Annotated in this window: 22 protein-coding genes; 12 read left to right on the top strand and 10 right to left on the bottom strand. The window is 37.7% G+C overall.

What is annotated here, in order from left to right:
- The first annotated feature begins 89 nt into the window (after positions 1-89).
- Positions 90-644: a DUF2777 domain-containing protein gene (locus tag MNO09_RS25105; protein ID WP_000616065.1), complete on the top strand. Its 555-nt coding sequence runs from the start codon at positions 90-92 to the stop codon at positions 642-644.
- 129 nt (positions 645-773) lie between these two features.
- Here MNO09_RS25105 and MNO09_RS25110 read toward each other — a convergent pair whose 3' ends face one another.
- Entirely contained in the window at positions 774-1,139 is a 366-nt protein-coding gene (locus MNO09_RS25110; protein ID WP_000233492.1) for a YisL family protein, read from the bottom strand.
- A 150-nt stretch (positions 1,140-1,289) separates the two neighbouring features.
- Here MNO09_RS25110 and rocD point away from each other — a divergent pair, with 150 nt between their 5' ends.
- Positions 1,290-2,480: an ornithine aminotransferase gene (gene rocD, locus MNO09_RS25115; protein ID WP_000616651.1), complete on the top strand. Its 1,191-nt coding sequence runs from the start codon at positions 1,290-1,292 to the stop codon at positions 2,478-2,480.
- Positions 2,481-2,590: 110 nt separating this feature from the next.
- Positions 2,591-2,875 carry a hypothetical protein gene (locus tag MNO09_RS25120; RefSeq protein ID WP_000926860.1) on the top strand — a complete coding sequence of 95 codons (285 nt, stop codon included), beginning with the start codon at positions 2,591-2,593 and terminating at the stop codon, positions 2,873-2,875.
- Between the two features lie 34 nt (positions 2,876-2,909).
- Here the strand turns inward: MNO09_RS25120 and MNO09_RS25125 are convergent, their stop codons facing one another.
- On the bottom strand, positions 2,910-3,809 hold the full coding sequence (locus tag MNO09_RS25125; RefSeq protein WP_001241733.1) for a fumarylacetoacetate hydrolase family protein: 900 nt from the start codon (positions 3,807-3,809) through the stop codon (positions 2,910-2,912).
- 246 nt (positions 3,810-4,055) lie between these two features.
- Here MNO09_RS25125 and MNO09_RS25130 point away from each other — a divergent pair, with 246 nt between their 5' ends.
- The 7 genes from MNO09_RS25130 (at position 4,056) to gerPF (ending at position 6,317) form a co-directional block, all read left to right on the top strand.
- A complete protein-coding gene (locus MNO09_RS25130; RefSeq protein ID WP_000462847.1) occupies positions 4,056-4,235 on the top strand; it encodes an aspartyl-phosphate phosphatase Spo0E family protein in 180 nt (59 codons plus the stop codon).
- Between the two features lie 95 nt (positions 4,236-4,330).
- The gene (gerPA, locus tag MNO09_RS25135) at positions 4,331-4,552 is read left to right on the top strand and encodes a spore germination protein GerPA (RefSeq protein ID WP_001111187.1); all 222 of its coding nucleotides are present in this window, start codon (positions 4,331-4,333) and stop codon (positions 4,550-4,552) included.
- A 14-nt stretch (positions 4,553-4,566) separates the two neighbouring features.
- On the top strand, positions 4,567-4,773 hold the full coding sequence (gene gerPB / locus MNO09_RS25140) for a spore germination protein GerPB (RefSeq protein ID WP_001055456.1): 207 nt from the start codon (positions 4,567-4,569) through the stop codon (positions 4,771-4,773).
- 68 nt (positions 4,774-4,841) lie between these two features.
- Complete coding sequence (gene gerPC, locus MNO09_RS25145; RefSeq protein ID WP_001070745.1) at positions 4,842-5,456, top strand: spore germination protein GerPC; 615 nt, start codon at positions 4,842-4,844, stop codon at positions 5,454-5,456.
- A gap of 6 nt (positions 5,457-5,462) precedes the next feature.
- Entirely contained in the window at positions 5,463-5,657 is a 195-nt protein-coding gene (gene gerPD, locus MNO09_RS25150; protein ID WP_001102341.1) for a spore germination protein GerPD, read from the top strand.
- A 15-nt stretch (positions 5,658-5,672) separates the two neighbouring features.
- Positions 5,673-6,059: a spore germination protein GerPE gene (locus tag MNO09_RS25155; protein WP_000902339.1), complete on the top strand. Its 387-nt coding sequence runs from the start codon at positions 5,673-5,675 to the stop codon at positions 6,057-6,059.
- A 42-nt stretch (positions 6,060-6,101) separates the two neighbouring features.
- Positions 6,102-6,317 carry a spore germination protein GerPF gene (gene gerPF, locus MNO09_RS25160; RefSeq protein ID WP_001141570.1) on the top strand — a complete coding sequence of 72 codons (216 nt, stop codon included), beginning with the start codon at positions 6,102-6,104 and terminating at the stop codon, positions 6,315-6,317.
- 79 nt (positions 6,318-6,396) lie between these two features.
- Here the strand turns inward: gerPF and MNO09_RS25165 are convergent, their stop codons facing one another.
- The 6 genes from MNO09_RS25165 to MNO09_RS25190 form a co-directional block, all read right to left on the bottom strand.
- Positions 6,397-6,684, bottom strand: coding sequence for an RNA polymerase alpha subunit C-terminal domain-containing protein (locus MNO09_RS25165; RefSeq protein WP_000447115.1), 288 nt, complete (start codon positions 6,682-6,684; stop codon positions 6,397-6,399).
- A gap of 12 nt (positions 6,685-6,696) precedes the next feature.
- Positions 6,697-10,422 carry a helicase-exonuclease AddAB subunit AddA gene (gene addA, locus MNO09_RS25170; protein WP_000572284.1) on the bottom strand — a complete coding sequence of 1,242 codons (3,726 nt, stop codon included), beginning with the start codon at positions 10,420-10,422 and terminating at the stop codon, positions 6,697-6,699.
- Entirely contained in the window at positions 10,419-13,934 is a 3,516-nt protein-coding gene (gene addB / locus MNO09_RS25175; protein ID WP_000058581.1) for a helicase-exonuclease AddAB subunit AddB, read from the bottom strand. The genes addA and addB overlap by 4 nt, the downstream gene beginning before the upstream one ends.
- A 116-nt stretch (positions 13,935-14,050) precedes the next feature.
- Positions 14,051-14,614, bottom strand: a complete 564-nt coding sequence (lepB, locus tag MNO09_RS25180; RefSeq protein WP_000751908.1) for a signal peptidase I — start codon at positions 14,612-14,614, stop codon at positions 14,051-14,053.
- Between the two features lie 197 nt (positions 14,615-14,811).
- Complete coding sequence (locus tag MNO09_RS25185; RefSeq protein ID WP_000347517.1) at positions 14,812-15,405, bottom strand: TVP38/TMEM64 family protein; 594 nt, start codon at positions 15,403-15,405, stop codon at positions 14,812-14,814.
- Between the two features lie 388 nt (positions 15,406-15,793).
- The gene (locus tag MNO09_RS25190) at positions 15,794-16,375 is read right to left on the bottom strand and encodes a competence protein ComK (protein ID WP_000444424.1); all 582 of its coding nucleotides are present in this window, start codon (positions 16,373-16,375) and stop codon (positions 15,794-15,796) included.
- Between the two features lie 283 nt (positions 16,376-16,658).
- Between MNO09_RS25190 and MNO09_RS25195 the strand changes: the two genes are divergently transcribed.
- Positions 16,659-16,844 (top strand): hypothetical protein, encoded by a 186-nt coding sequence (locus MNO09_RS25195; protein ID WP_000391440.1) that lies wholly within the window; start codon positions 16,659-16,661, stop codon positions 16,842-16,844.
- A 252-nt stretch (positions 16,845-17,096) separates the two neighbouring features.
- Here MNO09_RS25195 and cspA read toward each other — a convergent pair whose 3' ends face one another.
- Entirely contained in the window at positions 17,097-17,300 is a 204-nt protein-coding gene (gene cspA / locus MNO09_RS25200; RefSeq protein WP_000301522.1) for an RNA chaperone/antiterminator CspA, read from the bottom strand.
- 374 nt (positions 17,301-17,674) lie between these two features.
- Here cspA and MNO09_RS25205 point away from each other — a divergent pair, with 374 nt between their 5' ends.
- Complete coding sequence (locus tag MNO09_RS25205; RefSeq protein ID WP_088106942.1) at positions 17,675-18,466, top strand: phosphotransferase; 792 nt, start codon at positions 17,675-17,677, stop codon at positions 18,464-18,466.
- Positions 18,467-18,557: 91 nt separating this feature from the next.
- On the opposite strand, the gene aceA is transcribed toward MNO09_RS25205, so the two are convergent.
- A complete protein-coding gene (aceA, locus tag MNO09_RS25210; protein WP_000787349.1) occupies positions 18,558-19,835 on the bottom strand; it encodes an isocitrate lyase in 1,278 nt (425 codons plus the stop codon).
- Positions 19,836-19,853 lie beyond the last annotated feature (18 nt).

Below are 19,853 nucleotides of genomic sequence, written 5' to 3' on the forward strand. Positions count from 1 at the left end.
CCACCTATGTCTAGATGTGTCTAGTTATAAAGAATGCCCGAACTGTCTATAACAGAAATAACTACTTTTTTATTAAGGAGAAATCATATATGATACAACGTAACCATATTTTATATAACCAGCCACGCGCTCATACAGTCGGTAATGTAGAATATATAAACAATGAATGGGTATTCTTTGATGATGAAAATGATGAAGCATTTTTATTAGAAGATATTGCCGAAGATGGCTTTGAAATTTTGTATCACAACAACTGGCTACCAGCTCGTTTCTATGAACAAGATGTATTACAAATCGCCAACGAACAGCACCATTTGCAAAACGGAGAAATGATACGAATTCGAAAGAAATTACTTCTTAGCTATACGGAATGGCTTGAGGAATTACCTGACTCTGTCTTTACGTTATTAACCGAATCATTGCAATCCCTTCACTACTCTTTATATGATTGCATGTATTGTCATAATTATTTATCTTTCTTACCGAAAGAGGAAGCATGCGAAGGAGTAAATATTCTTTTGTTTGATAACGAAGAAATGATTTGTACACTACAGCACCATTTCGTCCGTCACGCTACGTCAAATAAAAACATGTTTCGTTTTACGAAAGTAAACGGAGAAGAGTTGCATATCGATGCAACATAAAGTGAAACTTTAATCAGTGGGGTATCCCCCACTGATTATTAGCCTTCACCAATCGGGTGTTTACGGGATGAAATAAAAAACCACCTTATCTCCCAAGTCTTTGAGATTATAAGGTGGTTTTATTTTTTATTAGAATACTTGCCAGCCAATCGGTAATTTCAGTCCAAGGTAAAATACTGCTACTAGTGCAACAATAAATAGTCCCCAAACTGCCCCTGTTGCTTTGTTCTTGCTCATTTTTACAAGAACCATTTCCATTCCACCGATAACTAAAATACCAGCTACCATTTTTAAACCATACCACATGTGCATGTTACTTGTTGCAGTCTTCATAATACCCATGTACAACATGAAACCTGTCACAATAATGATAATGTACATAAGACGAAGCCCCATATGTACACCTTTACCTTTTCTTCCTGCTGAATAAAGTGAATACGCAACGAAGAATAAAATTAAACCTAACGCCCATGCTGTAATATGCATATGTACCATCGTATCCCCTACCTCCTCTTTTCACACTTTTTCACTCTATATGATAACATGTTCATTTATTTTCAGGAAATGTTTCGCTTTTTTACATTTAAATGATATAATATTTAGAGTATTTACAAACTTCTTGTAATAACAAAAGGGGGAACAATCATGATTCAAACTAAGGATATTATCGAACTTACAGACACATACGGGGCAAATAACTATCACCCACTTCCAATCGTTATTTCTAAAGCAGAAGGCGTTTGGGTAGAAGATCCTGAAGGAAACCGCTATATGGACTTATTAAGTGCATATTCTGCAGTAAACCAAGGTCATCGTCACCCAAAAATTATTAACGCTTTAATTGACCAAGCTAATCGTGTTACGTTAACTTCTCGTGCTTTCCATAGCGATCAATTAGGTCCTTGGTACGAAAAAGTTGCGAAACTAACTAATAAAGAAATGGTACTTCCAATGAATACAGGTGCAGAAGCTGTTGAAACTGCAATTAAAACAGCTCGCCGCTGGGCTTATGATGTGAAGAAAGTAGAAGCAAACCGTGCTGAAATCATCGTTTGCGAAGATAACTTCCACGGCCGTACAATGGGTGCTGTTTCTATGTCTTCAAACGAAGAGTACAAGCGTGGATTCGGTCCAATGCTTCCTGGCATTATCGTAATTCCTTACGGTGATTTAGAAGCGTTAAAAGCCGCAATTACACCAAATACAGCTGCATTCATTTTAGAGCCAATCCAAGGTGAAGCAGGAATTAACATCCCACCAGCTGGTTTCTTAAAAGAAGCTCTTGAAGTATGTAAAAAAGAAAACGTTTTATTTGTAGCAGATGAAATCCAAACAGGTTTAGGCCGTACTGGTAAAGTATTTGCTTGTGATTGGGACAATGTAACTCCTGACATGTACATACTTGGTAAAGCACTTGGCGGCGGCGTATTCCCAATCTCTTGCGTAGCAGCAAACCGCGACATTTTAGGCGTATTCGAGCCAGGTTCTCACGGTTCTACATTCGGTGGTAACCCACTTGCATGTGCTGTTTCTATCGCAGCTCTTGAAGTGTTAGAGGAAGAAAAATTAACAGAGCGTTCTCTTCAATTAGGCGAAAAATTAGTTGGGCAATTAAAAGAAATTGATAACCCAATGATTACTGATATTCGTGGTAAAGGCTTATTCATCGGTATCGAATTAAACGAGCCAGCTCGTCCTTACTGTGAACAACTAAAAGCAGCTGGTCTATTATGTAAAGAAACACACGAAAATGTAATTCGTATCGCACCACCTCTAGTAATCTCTGAAGAAGATTTAGAGTGGGCGTTCCAAAAAATTAAAGCGGTATTATCGTAATAATAGAGAGGTTGTCCTACATGTTGGGACAACCTCTTTCTTTTTATATTGATTTATACTAAAATAAAATTGTAATTTTCTGTATTTTTATTTTAGAAAGCAGGTGCGATATGTTATTACGATATGGTAAACATATTAACTATTTAGCTACATCTTTTATTTTAGTTACATTCTTTGGCTTCCTAATTTCCGTAACATTGCTTAGCCACTACTCCACTTCTACTACATTCACACTACTGAAAGCATCATTTTGGACTGCTGTTATTCTTACTATCATTGGTTTTGGACGAGAAAAAAGCGCACTTACGGTTATATTATTTGGTATTTGTACACTTGCATTCGTTGGTCTTTACACTTTTTCGGTTATCGATTACCTCTATCATCCAAGACCATAGAAAAGAGCTATCTTTTCACAAGATAGCTCTTTTTTCATTTCACTACATTTCGCAAAGTACCAATTCCTTCTACTGTAATAACCACTTCATCACCAGCATGCAAAAACTTCGGTGGTGTGAAACCTTTTCCGACACCAGCCGGCGTTCCTGTTGCGATAATATCGCCTGGCTCTAACGTCATTCCTTTACTTATCGTTGAAATGATTTCTTCTATTGAAAAAATCATTTTATTTGTATTTGAAGTTTGCCTTACTTCCCCATTTACTACCGTTTCAATGTGTAACGCATTTGGCGAACTAACCATTGATTTATGAATTAAATACGGTCCCATCGGACAAAATGTATCAAAACTTTTTCCAAGAAAAAATTGTTTATGCTTCCGTTGAATGTCGCGAGCAGTTATATCATTTATAATGGTGTAACCAAAAACATGCTCAAGCGCTTTTTCTTTTTTTATTTGTTTCCCTCGCTTACCGATGATGATAGCTAGTTCTCCTTCATAGTCTAGTTCATTCGTTGCGTGAGGATGACTATTAATTTTTTCATCCATTCCAATAACTGTCGTCGGCGCTTTCGTAAAGATCATTATATTTTCTGGAATTGACTCTACTCCGCCCATTTCTATCGCATGCTCACGATAATTTTTTCCAACGCAAAGAATATTCTTCCTTGGCCTTGGAATTGGCGCTAATATTTTCACCTCAGTTAACGGATAATACGCTGCCCCTTCATTTTCCTTCGCCCAATTTACAATATCACATATTTTTTCAAAGCATTCGGTTCCTCTTTCAATACACTCTAACATTGTAATCGGAATCGTAACCTTTTCCCCTTTTTGTCTTTGCGCTTCTCTTACATGCAATACCTTTTCTTCCTCTTCATCCACAACACCTACAAATACCTTTTCTTCTTTTTTCGCCGTTACCAAACGCAATATTTCCACTCTCCATCCTAAAACTCATACCCTTTAATTGTATTCGCATCCGTAAGAAAAAAACCTTCTCATGCACGCTAATTTTTACAATATTCTTCTCCTATCCTATTCGTCACTCCTTTATATTTGGCATAAAATGTAGAAATTTTACTTTTTTTAGCGAAGGTATTTCTTTTTTATGGGGTTTTTGTATAATATGTACTACATATATACTAAAAATTTCATTTAGAGATGGAGCCGATTTCAATGTTTGAGCAAGCGATTGAAAAAAAACGTGAAAAAATGATTTATTTTGCTGAACGCTACGGAATGACTTCTCAAAAAACAGTGGATTGCAGCCAAGAACTGGACAGGCTCTTAAATGTAATTTGGCATGTACATACGGATTTTCACCCTAATCAAACACTCAATACACACACGCAATAACGTGTGTGTTTCTTTTATAAAAAAAAAAACACATTTTATTGAAAACGCCCATACAATAGTAGAAAAGAAAATTTTAAAAACGAAAGGTGTTTTGTATGCCAGCTATGGTCGGACATATTCGTATCGTCAATATTGGATCAAGTGGTATTTTTCATATTGGAGATGTATTTGCGATTAGGCCTATTAGTTATTCACGCGCTTTCGCCGGGGCCGGCTCTTTTAATGTGGGAGATAACGTTTCTGTCTACAATTATCAAAGCGCAACGACTGTCAATGATTCAGATGTAATTGATCAAGCGATAATTGGTTCAACTTAGAGGAGGCGATTGCATTGAATCTTTATGTAAACCAAAGCATCATCATTAATAGCATTAAAATTGATAGCATTACAACCTCTTCTGTATTCCAAATTGGTACTGCAGGAAGTATTAAAGCTCTATCTAAATTCTCAAATACTGGCGGATTTACAGAGCCCCTTCGCCCATTGCAGGCGAAAGGACAAATTATTTCTATCAAACCATCAACTAGTTCTTCTTAAGACATCCTTGTCATAAATATATAGCAGGAATATTTTTACCCTCCCTACTGAAAAGGAGGTTTCACAAAATGAATCAAGATATATATACTTACTTACACCAACTTCAACAAGCTCTTCAAGCACAACAAGCAACCATCCTTCATCTAGAAGATCAAGTGCGTCTATTACAAGAAGAGCTTACCGAATTAAAAAATCGCCCCTCCTCTTCTGTAGGAAAAGTGGAATACAAATTCGATCAATTAAAAGTAGAAAATTTAAATGGCACTTTAAATATTGGTTTAAATCCGTTTTCAGCAAAAGGACAGCAAATTGAAGATTTTCAAGTGGATACAGAAACGTTAAAAGTAAATCCTGAAACAGATACAAACCCTGATTTTTACCAAGGTATCCTTCAAGAAATGCATCGTTACTTAGATGAAGAAGCATATAATCGAATTCTCCATTTTGAACAAGAAGAGAGAACGCCGCTCGATGAAATGTATCGACAAATGATGGTTGATGACATAAAAAAACAGATGGAGCATAGGCTTCCTTATTATTTATCACAAGCACAATCATACGAAGGTTCTTCAACAAATCCAGATTATTTACGCGATATCATTCTCCAAGCAATGAAACATGATATCGACAAAGCCTTTCTATCTTTTATTCAACACATACCGGGCAATTTCCGAAAGGAGTAAGTATGTATGAATGTTAACGTTGTAAATCGCGAGTTAAAAGTCGGACAGATTAAAATGAACGGTGTATCATCATCCGCACTCTTTTTAATTGGGGATGCAAATTTCCTCATACTATCTTCTATTCTTGATACACCATTTGAAACTGTTACAGAGGGTCCATTTGTACCATTAGTCACAGATGTCCCTCCTACTCCAGGTTAAGGAGACTGAGAAATTATGTTACATCATGTGTCTGTTGTCCAAAATGTTTCTATTATTTCTTTAGGGATTACTGCTGTATTTCAAGTTGGAGATGCAAATCAAATGGAGTTAAAAAGTAGGGCTCTTGCCGTCCACAGGGAAATTCCTTGTTATATAAAAGACGAAGGCCGCTTAGACGCATTTGAAATCTTTACAGATGAACACATCACAATCCCAAAACGAACGACAGATGTAAAATTAAACATTGTAAATGAATGCCCTTTTATTGAAGTAAACAATGTTGAATTGCGAACACTTTTAAATTCTGGTTGCTTTCAAATTGGAAATGTTGATTATGTTTTTAATAACTCTCGTATTATGCAAATCCGCCAATATATTACGGATGAACCTTCCGCACAATAATTCATATAGTAATTAAAAAGCTTAGTAAAGTGGGTGGATAGTATGCCTTCTGTTGTTGGAAATCTCGTCGTTCAAAACAGTAATGGTTCGTTCAATTTAGGGGATTTTTATAACGTGTCTCCGAAAGAGAATACGAAAGCTTATAATGGATCCGGAGCTTCCAATGTTGGATTTGTCGTAAACACTTTTAGCGGCGTTAGTGCAACAAATACGTTTGATTCTGATGTGGCCGATCAAGATCAGATTGGAACAGCGTAAAAAAAGTAGGAGATATTCTCCTACTTTTTTCTTTTATCTCATTCAAGATTATCAAAAAAAACACTGTTTACTGTTTCATTTATTTAAATGATAATCCGCTCTCCTCCAAAGCCTTTCTAAGCTTCGGCAAAGATGCTGGTCCCATACCATGTAGTTTTAAAATTTCTTTTTCACTATACTTTGAGAGTTCTTCTATAGTGTGAATTCCATGATGTTGCAACGCATTTCGTGCTGGTGATGAAAGAAGTGAAAGAAACCCTGTTGTTGGTTTCTTTTCTTTCTCACAAGCTGGGCAAGTTGGACAATCGCTACTTTTATAGTATTCATGTCCTTTTTCACACGTTCTTAACGTTTTTTCCGTTTCCATTTTCAAGTCCCTCTATTCCTCAACTTTTACAACATGATTGCCATCAAAGAAGTATAAGCATTTCTCTTTCACAGGATGTTGTAAGCTTTTTTCAAGTGCCTTTGCATATAACGAAAGCTGCACTTTGTATCGATCTTCTAAAATTGGTTTTGCTTGATCGAATCCACCTGGGAACTTTCCTTCAATCGTATCCGTTTTAAAATCAATTAAAGTGATACCATCTTCCTCTTCAATCATGCAGTCGATAACCCCTTGGACAAGTATCGTTTCGTCACCCTTACCTTGCCAATCTTGATACGCCTCTTCTGCTGCAAGCATCATCGTAAATGGTACTTCACGCTCAACACTTTTCGCCGCTAATACCCTCTTACCTAGGTCACTGTCAAAGAATGAAATCACTTTTTCAATTGCTACTTCTTCAGCTTGTTCGAATGTTAATAATTCCTTATTTACCATTCCGGCAATTTGCTCCCGAATCACTTCTTCTGTAATCGGCTGCTTCAAATCAACATGCTGCATAACAGCGTGAACCGCCGTACCTCTTTCAGCATACGTTAATCCTTTTTTTTCCATAAAACGAGGACGCGTTTTAATTGGTGCACGCAGTTTTTTAATAAAGGCATTATCGCTACCTTCTTCTGATTGGTAGTTTCTCTTTATTTCTGTCACAGACTGTTTCGCACGGTGAGATGTTGCTTCCTCATATCCGTACTTCCACATTAATCTGTTATGCACTTCTTCTTTTCGTTCACTTTCTAACGGAACAGCTTTTTTCTCACGAAGTGCTTCTAGTAATTCTTGTTTCTCTTCTTGAACCGGTTCTGGTGCAAGTAACGTTTTGCCGTCAACAACTTCTACTTTCCAGCTCGTGTCATATCCATAAATTTCACCCGGAATGCTTCCTTGCCCTAATTCAAGAAGCATTTCACTATCACGATGTCTATATAATGAAGGTGCAATCCAATCTAAATAACAGGACGCTCCGGCACGTATATGGTCTGGTAATAACCATTCACTATGCTCCCTTGCATCGAGCCATTTTTCCATTTCTTTATTGGCATCTTTAACCGTTCCAATTAAAATTAACTTCTCTTTCGCACGCGTTAACGCTACGTATAACACGCGCATTTCTTCCGCGATTAATTCCATTTTCATTTTACGCTTAATTGCTAGTTGCGATAATGTCGTATATTTAATTCGTTTACGAGGATCGATAAATTGTGAACCGAAACCGAAGTCTTTATGCAGTAAGAAACGTTTCATTAAATCTTGTGTATTAAAACGACGACCTAGTCCCGCTACAAATACGACTGGGAACTCAAGTCCTTTACTTTTATGAATCGTCATAATACGAACGACATCTTCTTGTTCACCTAAAGCTCTCGCCGTTCCCATATCATCACCGCGTTCTAAAATACGCTCAATAAAGCGTAAGAAGCGGAATAATCCTCTAAACGATGTTGCTTCATATTGTCTTGCACGGTCATAAAGTACACGCAGGTTTGCTTGCCTTTGCTTTCCGGCTGGTAAACCGCCGACAAAATCGTAATAACCTGTCTCACCGTACACTTTCCAAATTAAATCAGAAAGTGACTGTTGACGCGCGAATTCACGCCATCCTTGCAGTAAGTTATAAAACCACTGTAATTTATCATGTAATTCTTTTTCTTCTTCAAGCGGTGCCCCTTTTAAGAATGAGCTCATTACTTCATAAAACGAACCTTTCTTTCCGTGAGCACGAAGCGTCGCAAGTTCTTCATCATTTAGTCCAACGATTGGTGAACGAAGTACGGCGGCAAGCGGAATATCTTGCATCGGATTATCGATCACGCGGAATACGTTCATCATAATATTTACTTCTGTCGCTTCAAAGTAACCAGTCGCAAGATCAGCGTATACTGGAATTCCTTGCAGCTTTAACTCTTCCATAATTTGCGGCGCCCACGGCATAGAGCGAAGTAAAATAACGAAGTCACGGTATTGTACAGGGCGCATACTATCCGTTTTACGATCATACACTTCATAACCTGAATCAACCATCGCTTTAATACGCTGCGCCATAAGACGAGCTTCAAGTTGTGCTTTTTCTACTTCCGCACCTTCTTCTCCGTCTTGCACTTCTTCTTCTGTTTGCTGAATACATAGTAGTTCAGCCGCTACATCTTCACCTTCTGGATAGCTAGCACCTAACTTTAATTCAGCGTCAGCATCGTAGTCGATTTCTCCGACTTCTTCGCCCATAATTTGTTTGAAAATAAAGTTCGTACCTGCTAACACTTCATGACGACTACGGAAGTTTTTCGCTAAATCGATCTTCATTCCGCCGCCTAATCCTTCTTGCGTAAAGCGTTTATACTTTCCTAAGAATAGTCCTGGTTCTGCTAGTCGGAAACGATAAATCGACTGCTTCACGTCACCTACCATGAACAAGTTTCCTTCACTCTCAGAATCTTTCGTTACGAATTTAATAATGGATTCCTGCACAAAGTTCGTATCTTGATATTCATCGACTAGTACTTCAGCAAATTTATTACGATATTGAAGCGCTACTGCTGACGGCTTCATTTCACCGTTTTCACTTTGTTCACTTAAAATTTGTAAACAGAAATGCTCTAAATCTGTGAAATCGACCATTCCTTTATCTCGCTTCATCGCTTGGAAACGCTCTGTAAATACTTTTACAAGCTGTACGAGTTTTTCTAATACAGGATGCATATCTTGAAAATCTCGTAAGAAACTTTCAGGTCTGCGGCTAAATAACTCTTCTTGTAATTTCTTCACTTCATCTTTCGCTTTATTACGAAGAGAGTCTACTTGTTTTACAACATCCTCGTTGTAATCACTTTTCTTAATACGCTTTAACGTTTGCCACGATACATTTTGCATCGCTTCATACACACTTGTCCACGACTCACAAGCAGCTGATGACAACGTTCCAAGTAAAACTGCATCTGCTTGCAGGGTTTCAACGCGGGGCGCCGGACCGTCAGGAAACATTGCGAGTTCAGTCGCTTTACGAATATGTGCCTCTGCTGTTTCAAGCTGGAATTTCACATCTTCTAATAAGTAAGAAGCATACACTAAATCTTCAATTGTCTTTCCTTCCACGTCGTATGCTTCTACTAATTTATCGAGCCATTTTTCCGGATTTGGATGCGCTCTTGATTCTGTATGAAGCGCTAAAATCATACGCTGTAAGTCATCATCACTACGGTCACTCGTATAACGATCAACGAGTTCAAAGAAAATACTATTATCTTCAATTCCGTACTCTTCTTCTAATATGTCATCTAATACTTCTTCTTTTAACAGTTCATTTTCCGTTTGATTCGCAATGCGGAAACGAGGATCCACATCAAGCATGTAATAGTATCCTCTAATTACTTGTAAACAAAAGGAATGGATCGTCGAAATAGAAGCTTTATTTAATAAGCTAAGCTGCTTTCTTACGTGCTGCGATCCTGGCTCATCAATTAATACTTTTTCTAGTGCTTCCCCAATTCTGTTTTTCATCTCTTGCGCCGCTGCATTCGTAAATGTTACAACGAGCAGGCGGTCGACATCGACTGGGTTTTCTTCATTTATAATCTTTTTAATAATACGTTCAACTAATACTGCTGTTTTCCCTGATCCAGCTGCTGCTGCGACTAATATATCACGTCCGTTCGCTACAACCGCTTTCCACTGGTCATCCGTCCACTGACTACCTTCTGGTTTTTTAGGCCAATTTTCAATCATTCTCCGCCAACCTCCTCTCTAATTTTCTCCATCGCTTCGCTATCTTTCATATCTTTTAGCGTACGGAACTGGTTATCTTCAAGTGATTCATCGAACTGACAAACAGATTTGAAGTTACAGAACGTACACGCCGCTTTATTCCCCTTCTTATAAGGAGCAATATCAATAACGCCTTCTGTAATGTCTTTTCCGATATTTTCAAACGTATGGTGTACGTATTTTTGCAGTACGTTAAACTCTTGTTCACTTGCAATGCTTGAACGCGCACTAAAGCTACCGTCTTTTTTCAAACCAGCAGAAATAATATCAGAACTTCCTGTTGAAAGTTTGTTATCCATTAAACGCACAACATCAGCGTCTCCTAGTACGAGACCTTTCATTTTAAATTTCTTTAAAATCTCTTTCTCAATTTCTGCTTCAGATGCGTCACCTTTCATCTCAACGATCGGGTTATGAATATGGAAGTACAGTACACCAGCCGGTGATGCCGTGCCGCCTTTTTTCATCCACGTATGTGCATTTGAAGTAACAACATCTAAATACGTTAACATTTGAAGTGCTAATCCGTAATACACTTCCGTTAAATCTAACGCTTTTGAGCTTGATTTATAGTCAATAATACGTAGGAACGTTCCGTTTTCATCTTCCGCCTTATCAACACGGTCAATACGACCAACTACTTCCATCTTTACACCATTTGGTAATGAGAATTCCATCGGCGGAAGCGATCCTGTACCGCCCATACCGAATGGCACTTCTAAATCAACTGGTACGAAACCGCTTGACTTCGCATGTTCACGAAGAATGATTGATGTACGGAAAATGATTTGTTGTAGTTTTTGTTTTAAATAGAAATGACGATTTGAACTTAATAAAATTTGTCTTTGTAATAACGGTGCAATCTCTTCTATTACTACAGCCGAAAGATGCTCACACTCTTTTATTGATAAATCCGCCCAAGTACGGTTTTCACGTAATAGCCTGTCCGCAATTCTCTTCAGCGCTGCATGGAATAGTTCCCCGATATCTGGCGCATCCAGTTTGAAAATATCACGCTCTCTTAAGGATAAACCGTGCTGCGCGAAATGAGCATATGCGCAACGGTTAAATAGTTCCATACGAGATACGCTTCCTTTTATTTTATCTCCGTATAAATCTCTACTTACAACTGTACTTAGCTTTTGCGCACGATTTCGGTAGAATAAACTTGATAATACGCGGCTACTTTTTTGTTTCCATTCATCTGAAGTTACGTAGAAGTTATATACATCCCACCAAAAATCTAAATTCCCTTCAAATCCATATCGCTTCCACGTTTGAAGTTGCTGCATAACATATGACAACGTTACTTCTGGCGTTGCTACATATGAAATTTGTTCCGAACGTGATAAATCATTTACGTCATTTGTAATAAATGTATCTTTCACATCAGGGAACATTCTTTTTACTTTCTTAATAAAGCTAGACGCAAGTAACGTCTTCCCTTCTTCATCTGCAAGCGGGCATGAAATATATAATTTCTCAGTTGCTCTCGTTACCATTTGATACATAACGAACTGTTCTTCTAATAAGGTTTGTCTCGTCGTTGGTGCTAATTCGATACCTGCAACGCTAAGAACATCTCTTTCTTCATCAGAAAGCATCCCTTCATCCATCGGTGCTGCTGGAATAACTCCTTCATTCACGCCAATGACAAATGTTGCTTTCACATTTGATAATCTTGAACGATCAATATTAGCAATTAACACTTGGTCTAATGACGGCGGAATGTTTGCAAATTGAAGCGCCTCAAGACCTGTCGACATAACATCTGTGAACATAGAAAGTGACATTTTCTCTTCGCCAAGCATCTCAACGAATGTATCAAGAAGACTCATTACTTCTTCCCATACTTGCTCATGATCTGTCGCAAATAAGAAATCTCCGCTCTCTTCTGCACGAATACGTAATGCTTCTAGTTTTTTTGGAACGTCTAGCTCTTCTAAAAATAAATAAACAGCTTCGCACATTTGCATAACTGTTCCCGCTCGCTTCAGTCTTTTTTGCATACGAATAACAGGCGTTCTTACAACGTCGCGCAGTCGATTTATTCTCTCTTCCATTTCACGTTCACTGTCTGTAATCATCTCGTCCGTATCGTCAAGAGAACGATAGCGGCGATACATCCACGGATCCTCAGAAGTCCATCTCTTCCCTTGTACACCGTACGCTAAACAGTAGTTTTCAAACTCATCCATCTCTTCGCGCATCGTTTCTTTTCTTACGTCTAGTGGATATAAAAGCTCTGTTTTCACGCAGCGGAACACTGCATCATAACGCCAATTTCCGCTAATAATCTCGAGTGCAGAACGAATGCATTCTACTAGCGGATGATGTGACATCGGGCGTTTTTCATCGATGAAGTGCGGGATATTATAATCTGTAAATAGCGTTCGCATCACATCGTAATAACTTTCTCCGTTACGAAGAAGGACTGCAATATCTCGGTAACGATAGTCTTCATCCGCCACAAGTCTACGAATTTCACGCGCAACACCTTCTACTTCAGCTCGTAAATTCGCTGCTGTACTAATCGTTACACTTGCTTCTCCGTGAAACTTTTCATTTGGACGTGCTTCGTAATGAGTTTCTAAATGCGCTAATGCTTGCGAATGAAAGCGCGGTTGTTCCATAAGTGGAATTGTTTTTTCAATTTCTATCTTCTCTTCACGCGCCACTTGCTTTATTTTTTCATACGTTAACGTCGTTTCATAAAATAAATCTAGTTCATTTACTGGCTGCGCTAACGTTTTTTCATCTATCGTTAACGTGATCGTAACTCTCGCGCCGCAAATCATAAGCTGTCTTAAAATTTCTAGTTCTTGCGGTGAGAACGAATGAAATCCATCTATATAAATTTCAGCCCCATTTACATATTCAGACTGTGGAAGCTTTTCGACTAACAATTGTAGGTAGTCTTCTGAATCCAAATATTTTCCGATTAAAGCACGTTCAAAATCATCATATAATAGTTGTAAATCATACACTTTATTCGCTAATAGCTTTTGTTCTGCACTGCTACTATGTGCGTCTAATTGTTGCCACATTTCATATACGTTAGATGGCGTCACATTGTAACGTTTAAACTCCGCAATCATACTACCAAGATGTTCAAAGAAACCGTTTTGCTCCGCTGCTTTTTGGAACACCGATAATCCCTCTTTACGAGACTCAACAATTTTACGAAGCAACATATGTACGCCCGCTTCATCAATGTGAAGACGACTCGCTCCGCCGACTTCTTGCAGCACCTTCCACGCTAATCGTGAAAAACTAAAAACTTGTGCCCGAATAGAACCTCTTACATCCTCACTCCCGATTAACGCCTGCTGCGTTTGGAATGTCATCTGTTCTGGCACAAGATATAATATTGTCTTCCCTCTTGGGCGTTGCTTTAACTCTTCCTGCACTTCGTGTAAACAAAGTGTACTTTTTCCACTTCCCGCTCTACCAATCACAAATCGAAGTGACATGTAACCCCACCTTTCACTTACATAACGAACGTTAGTTTGCTACTATAATTGTATTATAGTACACGAAAAAAGACAAACAGAGTAGTTTGTCTTTTTCTATACTTCTACCTATTATATCAACCTTTTGAAAAATTCGTTTGCACCTCTTGAATTGGCCAATATCGTAAATCAACTTTACCGACAACTGTATCAGCTTTTACAAATCCAAAGTGTCTACTATCCCAGCTCCCGAGGCGATTATCACCTACTACAAAAATATATCCAGGCGGCACCGAATTTTCTTTCGTTAACTCTTCTAGTTTAAAATCACCCGTTAGTTGTCGTCCATTTATCTCTTTCTTATATGTCTCTAAATAAGGTTCATCCACGAATTGTCCATTTATATACAGTTTATCATGCTTATATTCAATTTGATCCCCAGGTAGACCGATAATTCGTTTTACGTAGTCCTCTTTTTTATTCGCATGAAACACAACAACATCAAACCTGTTCAAGTCCCCTACTTGATAACTCACCTTATTTACAACGAGCATATTGCCATCTTGCAATGTCGGCATCATTGACTTCCCCTCTACAACGTACGTTGAAAAGAAAAACGTTCGAAAAAATACAGCTAATAATACACCAATTAAAATTGTTCGTATCCACTCTATGCCTTCTTTTTTCAAAGTTTTCTTCATCAGCTTCTCCCCTTATCCTTTAATAATGAAGCCTGCATTTATAAAGTGAAACTGAATCGGCGGGAGTTTTGTTCATCCCCACTCCTTATCAGCCACACCAATCTAGCATTTACGAGCAACAAGGCTCTCACCTATCCAACCGAATTTTGAGGTGGGAGTTTTACTGCCCTCAAATAGCTGAATAAAGAAGACTATTCTTAATGTAGTTCTAACTTTACTTCGATTTTCTTACCGACATACCATAAAATAAAAATACCAATTGCTACAATGACTGATTTCACCGGATTATGAATAAATGACATTAAATCATGACCGATATACGTTAAAATAAAAATCATCACAAGCTTTCCGAACGCGAGCGCAAGTCCAAACTGCTTTACACTAATGCGAGATAAACCAGCGACAACATTTATAAGCGCAGACGGTGTAAACGGAAAACAAAATATGACGAAAATTGGCGCAAAGCCTTTCCTTTCAATCCACCCCATTGCCTTTCGTACTCTCTCATGCTTATTTACAAAAGAAAAGAAACGACTTCGACCAAAATGGCGGATAATGAAAAAGACAAGTAAGGCGCCCATTACTGATCCAAGCCAAGAATAAAGAAAACCGAGCCAAAATCCAAATGCAACAGCATTCGCCAGTACAAATACGATGAGTGGCAATGCCGGAATCAGCGCTTCTATCATCGGTAAACCAATACCAAGAAGTGGTCCGAACGCTTTATAGCTTTCAACAATATGATCCATATTTTCTGGTGAAAAATACTCTTTGATTGTCTGAAAATCCATTCTACACTTTACCCCTTTACTCTAAGTACTACCTCTACTGTATCATTGCTTATATGAAAGAGGAAATGGTAGATACGACATATGGAGATGTAATTATTAAGTTTCCATACCTTCCATGAGAATTCCTTCATTATTACGCTATGATAATCTATCAATATTCGACAAGACGTTTTGCGATTTTGGAAATGATCCTTTTGTTTTAGTGGTAAATTCCTTGTTAACTGAAACTATATCGGCGATTTTCTGAATATATCGATTGTAACTCGCATTTTATCAGCGATTTTTCAAATATATCAACCACAACTCGATTTTTATCAGCGATTTTTCGAATATATCGACTTACCGACAAAAGCTGACAAATAAAAAAGATGGGGGTTCCCCCATCCTCTCACATTTCGCCTTCCTTAACAAAATACACTTTCTCATATGCTGGTTTTAATCTAGATTCCTCATTTTTATCAATTAATTTGAAGGAAGGATTTCCTTGTTTTTTTCTACGATCTTCATATTCAGTACGCAATTTCGCTGTACGATTTTGTTGATTTTCAAAACTACTTTTTGATATTTCTAATTTCACAGCAAAGCCATTTATAAATCTAACAATGACATTTCCATCTTTTAACTCTTTATTACTTTCAATATAAAAATGAGACAACCAAGCGCACTCTTTTCTAGAGTAAGAATAAGTAGGGAAAAAATAAAGTTGATCTGTTGGACTAATCGCAATCGGTGCTTTATGTGTAATATGAGTTAACTCTTTCGTTCCTTCTTTTCTGCCTAAGAAACTAGAGCCATGCTTGCGGCAACTTCTTTCTATAATATCTAGGGGCTTTTGAAATACGAAAAAAGAATCTTCCATCTCAACAACTCGTGTAACAATTTTCTTCTCACTTAGAATAACAGGAAGTAAGGCCATTGTATTTTTATTTACCACATAGTTTTCGACATAGCGTTCTACTTTACTTTCCATATTCTACTGTCTCCTTTTTTCCATTTATATTAGCAGCTGCATATATAATTTTAGCATCTATGAAAAGGAAATGGCTTACAGATTCCGCTTTTTTACAATACTTTATCATTTATCAAACATCTTTTAAATTTAAAAATAACAATATGGTGTTCTTGTAATAAAAACCTCTACAAAATGTATTTATACTACCGATAAATATTTACAACTACTTCCTCATTTCGCATCATTACAACAATTAACTTTGCTATAATTAAAAGGAAAATCCAATATATGGAGGTCTACTATGGAAGAAAAAGAAATGCAACCAACGATTCAAATGAAAAATAGCAGCATTGTGATCGTGAAAAACTCATCCAGCATTATATTCGGCTTATTTTTCATTCTACTATTCTTTGCAAAGCCTTTTCGTAAATCGAAATGCTCTGAATGTAAGAAACGCGAAAAGAAAAAGATTGGAAAAGAAGAGTAAAAGGCCTTCCATTTGGGAAAGCCTTTTACTCTTCTTCATCCTCAAAAAAACGACTATTTTTTCTTATTCATCTAAAACGAGCGAATGAGATTTCTTCAATCGTATTGTGTAGATCTTCTTTATTCCCGCTACGGACATCAAGTATGACTTCATTTGTATACTTTTCCCTCAAATATAATCATTATGCTCGTATATTACAACAAAAAAAGGGATGGCAGCAGCCATCCCTTTTTTCCATAATAAACTATAAAATTATAGTTTGATTACGTTTTTAGCTTGAGGTCCACGGTTACCTTCTTCGATTTCGAAGCTAACTTTTTGACCTTCTTCTAAAGATTTGAAACCTTCAGTTTCGATTGCAGAGAAATGTACGAATACATCGTTTTCGCCTGGAACTTCGATGAAACCGAAGCCTTTTTCGTTGTTAAACCATTTTACTTGTCCTGTTACTGCCATAATTATTTCCTCCTAAAGAAAACACAATTTATTTTAGTCTTCCTGTATAAAAAAAGAATCCACACATTATCAAACACGAAACATAAACTAGTTCTCACATACTTTTTCTCGTTCGTTTTTCGGCACTTGATAATATATGGATTGCTTAATTTAACTATTCAACTGACTTCATCATAGCATACTTAAAATAAAATGTACAATCTTTTTTGAAAATAACTGACAAATTAAATTGATTATACATTCGTAAATAATTGATTTTAGTATGTGCGGATTTCACTATGAAGTGAACACAAACATCATTTGAATACGATTACATCCCTTGTTCTGAAGTGTTACAATATAATCGTACAGTCGTTATATTGGAGGGGGATTCTATGTCAAACTACGCCAACGAAGAAAAACTTACAGGGGGAAATGTATCAACTGTATATCGTTCTGAAAATACTGTTCGGCGAGAATTAAAGCCAGGCAGTGCAAAAATTCATACATTATTACAACACTTAGAAAACAAAGGGTTTCATCATGCTCCAAAGTTTTTAGGTGTAGATGAAAAAGATAGAGAGATTTTATCCTTTATTGAAGGAGAAGCTGGGAATTATCCGTTAAAAGAATATATGCGGTCTAATGCTGTTTTAAAAGAAATAGCAAAGATGCTCCGCCTTTATCATGATGCGGTAAGTGACTTTCCCTTATCAGATGAATGGCAACCGATGGATCTTACTCCAAATAACATTGAGGTTATTTGCCATAACGATTTTGCCATATATAACATTATTTTTCATGACGAGAAACCAGTAGGTATTATTGATTTCGATGTTGCTGCTCCTGGTCCAAGAATTTGGGATATCGCTTATACGCTTTACACTTGTGTACCTTTAAGTAGAGTGTATTATACAGAATCGGGTGAGGCAGTTCATTATGAATCGGAACAACATGCTAGCCGTATGAAAGAAAGCGTGAAATTGTTTGTCCAGTCCTACGGTAAAAGTATGGACGAAGATTACTTAGGAATAGTGTTACTACGATTAGAAGCATTATGTACATATATGAAAAGAAAAGCACAAGAAGGCGACTTGAATTTCCAAAGAATGATTGATGAAGGACATTTAGAGCATTATGAGAAAGATATGAAGTTTATTCGCGATCATAGAGCTGAGTGGATTTGATAATATCGTCTTTTTTGTCGGTAAGTCGATATATGTGAAAAATCGTTCCGAAAATAACAAGGGGCACCCTTCAAAAAGGGGCCCCTTCCTTTTATTTCGTAAACTGTGCTTCTTCTGTAGATCCTTTTAGCGCTGTCGTTGATGAAGTACCGCCTGTAATAACTTGCGCTACTTCATCAAAGTAGCCTGTTCCTACTTCGCGTTGGTGACGAGTTGCAGAGTAGCCGTGTTTTTCTGCTGCGAATTCTGCTTGTTGTAGTTCAGAGTACGCAGCCATGCCGCGCTCTTTATAGCCGCGTGCTAATTCAAACATGCCGTAGTTTAACGAGTGGAATCCAGCTAGTGTTACGAACTGGAACTTATAACCGTAAGATGCGATTTCTTTTTGGAAGCTTGCAATTGTTTTCTCATCTAGTTTTTGTTTCCAATTAAATGAAGGTGAACAGTTGTATGCAAGCAATTTCCCTGGATGTTCTTTATGAATTGCGTCCGCAAATCGTTTTGCATCTTCTAAATTTGGTTCAGATGTTTCACACCAAACAAGATCTGCATAAGGAGCGTATGCTAAACCACGTGCAATCGCTTGATCGAGACCTGCTTTCGTACGGTAAAATCCTTCCGGTGTTCTTTCACCTGTAATAAATGCTTTATCAACCGGATCAATATCGCTCGTAATTAAATCTGCTGCATCCGCATCTGTTCTTGCAACAATAATTGTCGGCACTCCCATTACGTCTGCTGCAAGGCGTGCCGAGATTAAATTACGTACCGCTGTTTGCGTCGGTAGTAATACTTTTCCGCCTAAATGGCCGCATTTTTTCTCTGAAGATAATTGATCTTCAAAGTGCACACCTGATGCACCTGCTTCAATCATTCCTTTCATCAGTTCAAATACGTTTAATTGTCCGCCAAATCCTGCTTCTGCATCTGCTACAATCGGCACGAAATAATCTGTATCATCGCTTCCTTCCATATGCTGAATTTGATCCGCACGTTGCAGCGTTTGATTAATTCGTTTTACTACAGCAGGTACACTGTTCGCTGGATATAAACTTTGGTCTGGATACATATGTCCAGACAGGTTCGCATCCGCAGCGACTTGCCATCCACTTAAATAAATTGCTTTTAGCCCAGCTTTCACTTGTTGCATCGCTTGGTTTCCTGTTAATGCGCCAAGTGCGTTAATGTAATCTTCCGTATGAAGCGATGACCAAAGCTTTTCAGCACCGCGGCGCGCTAATGTATGTTCAATATCAATTGACCCGCGCAGGCGAATTACATCTTCTGCTGCATACGGACGTGTAATCCCTTTCCAACGTGTATCCAGTTCCCAGCTCTCTTGTAATTTCTCGATTCTTTCGTTTTTCATTTGTTCCATCCCCTTTTC

Source organism: Bacillus sp. N5-665 (assembly GCF_022637375.2).
GTDB classification, from domain to species: Bacteria; Bacillota; Bacilli; order Bacillales; family Bacillaceae_G; genus Bacillus_A; species Bacillus_A wiedmannii.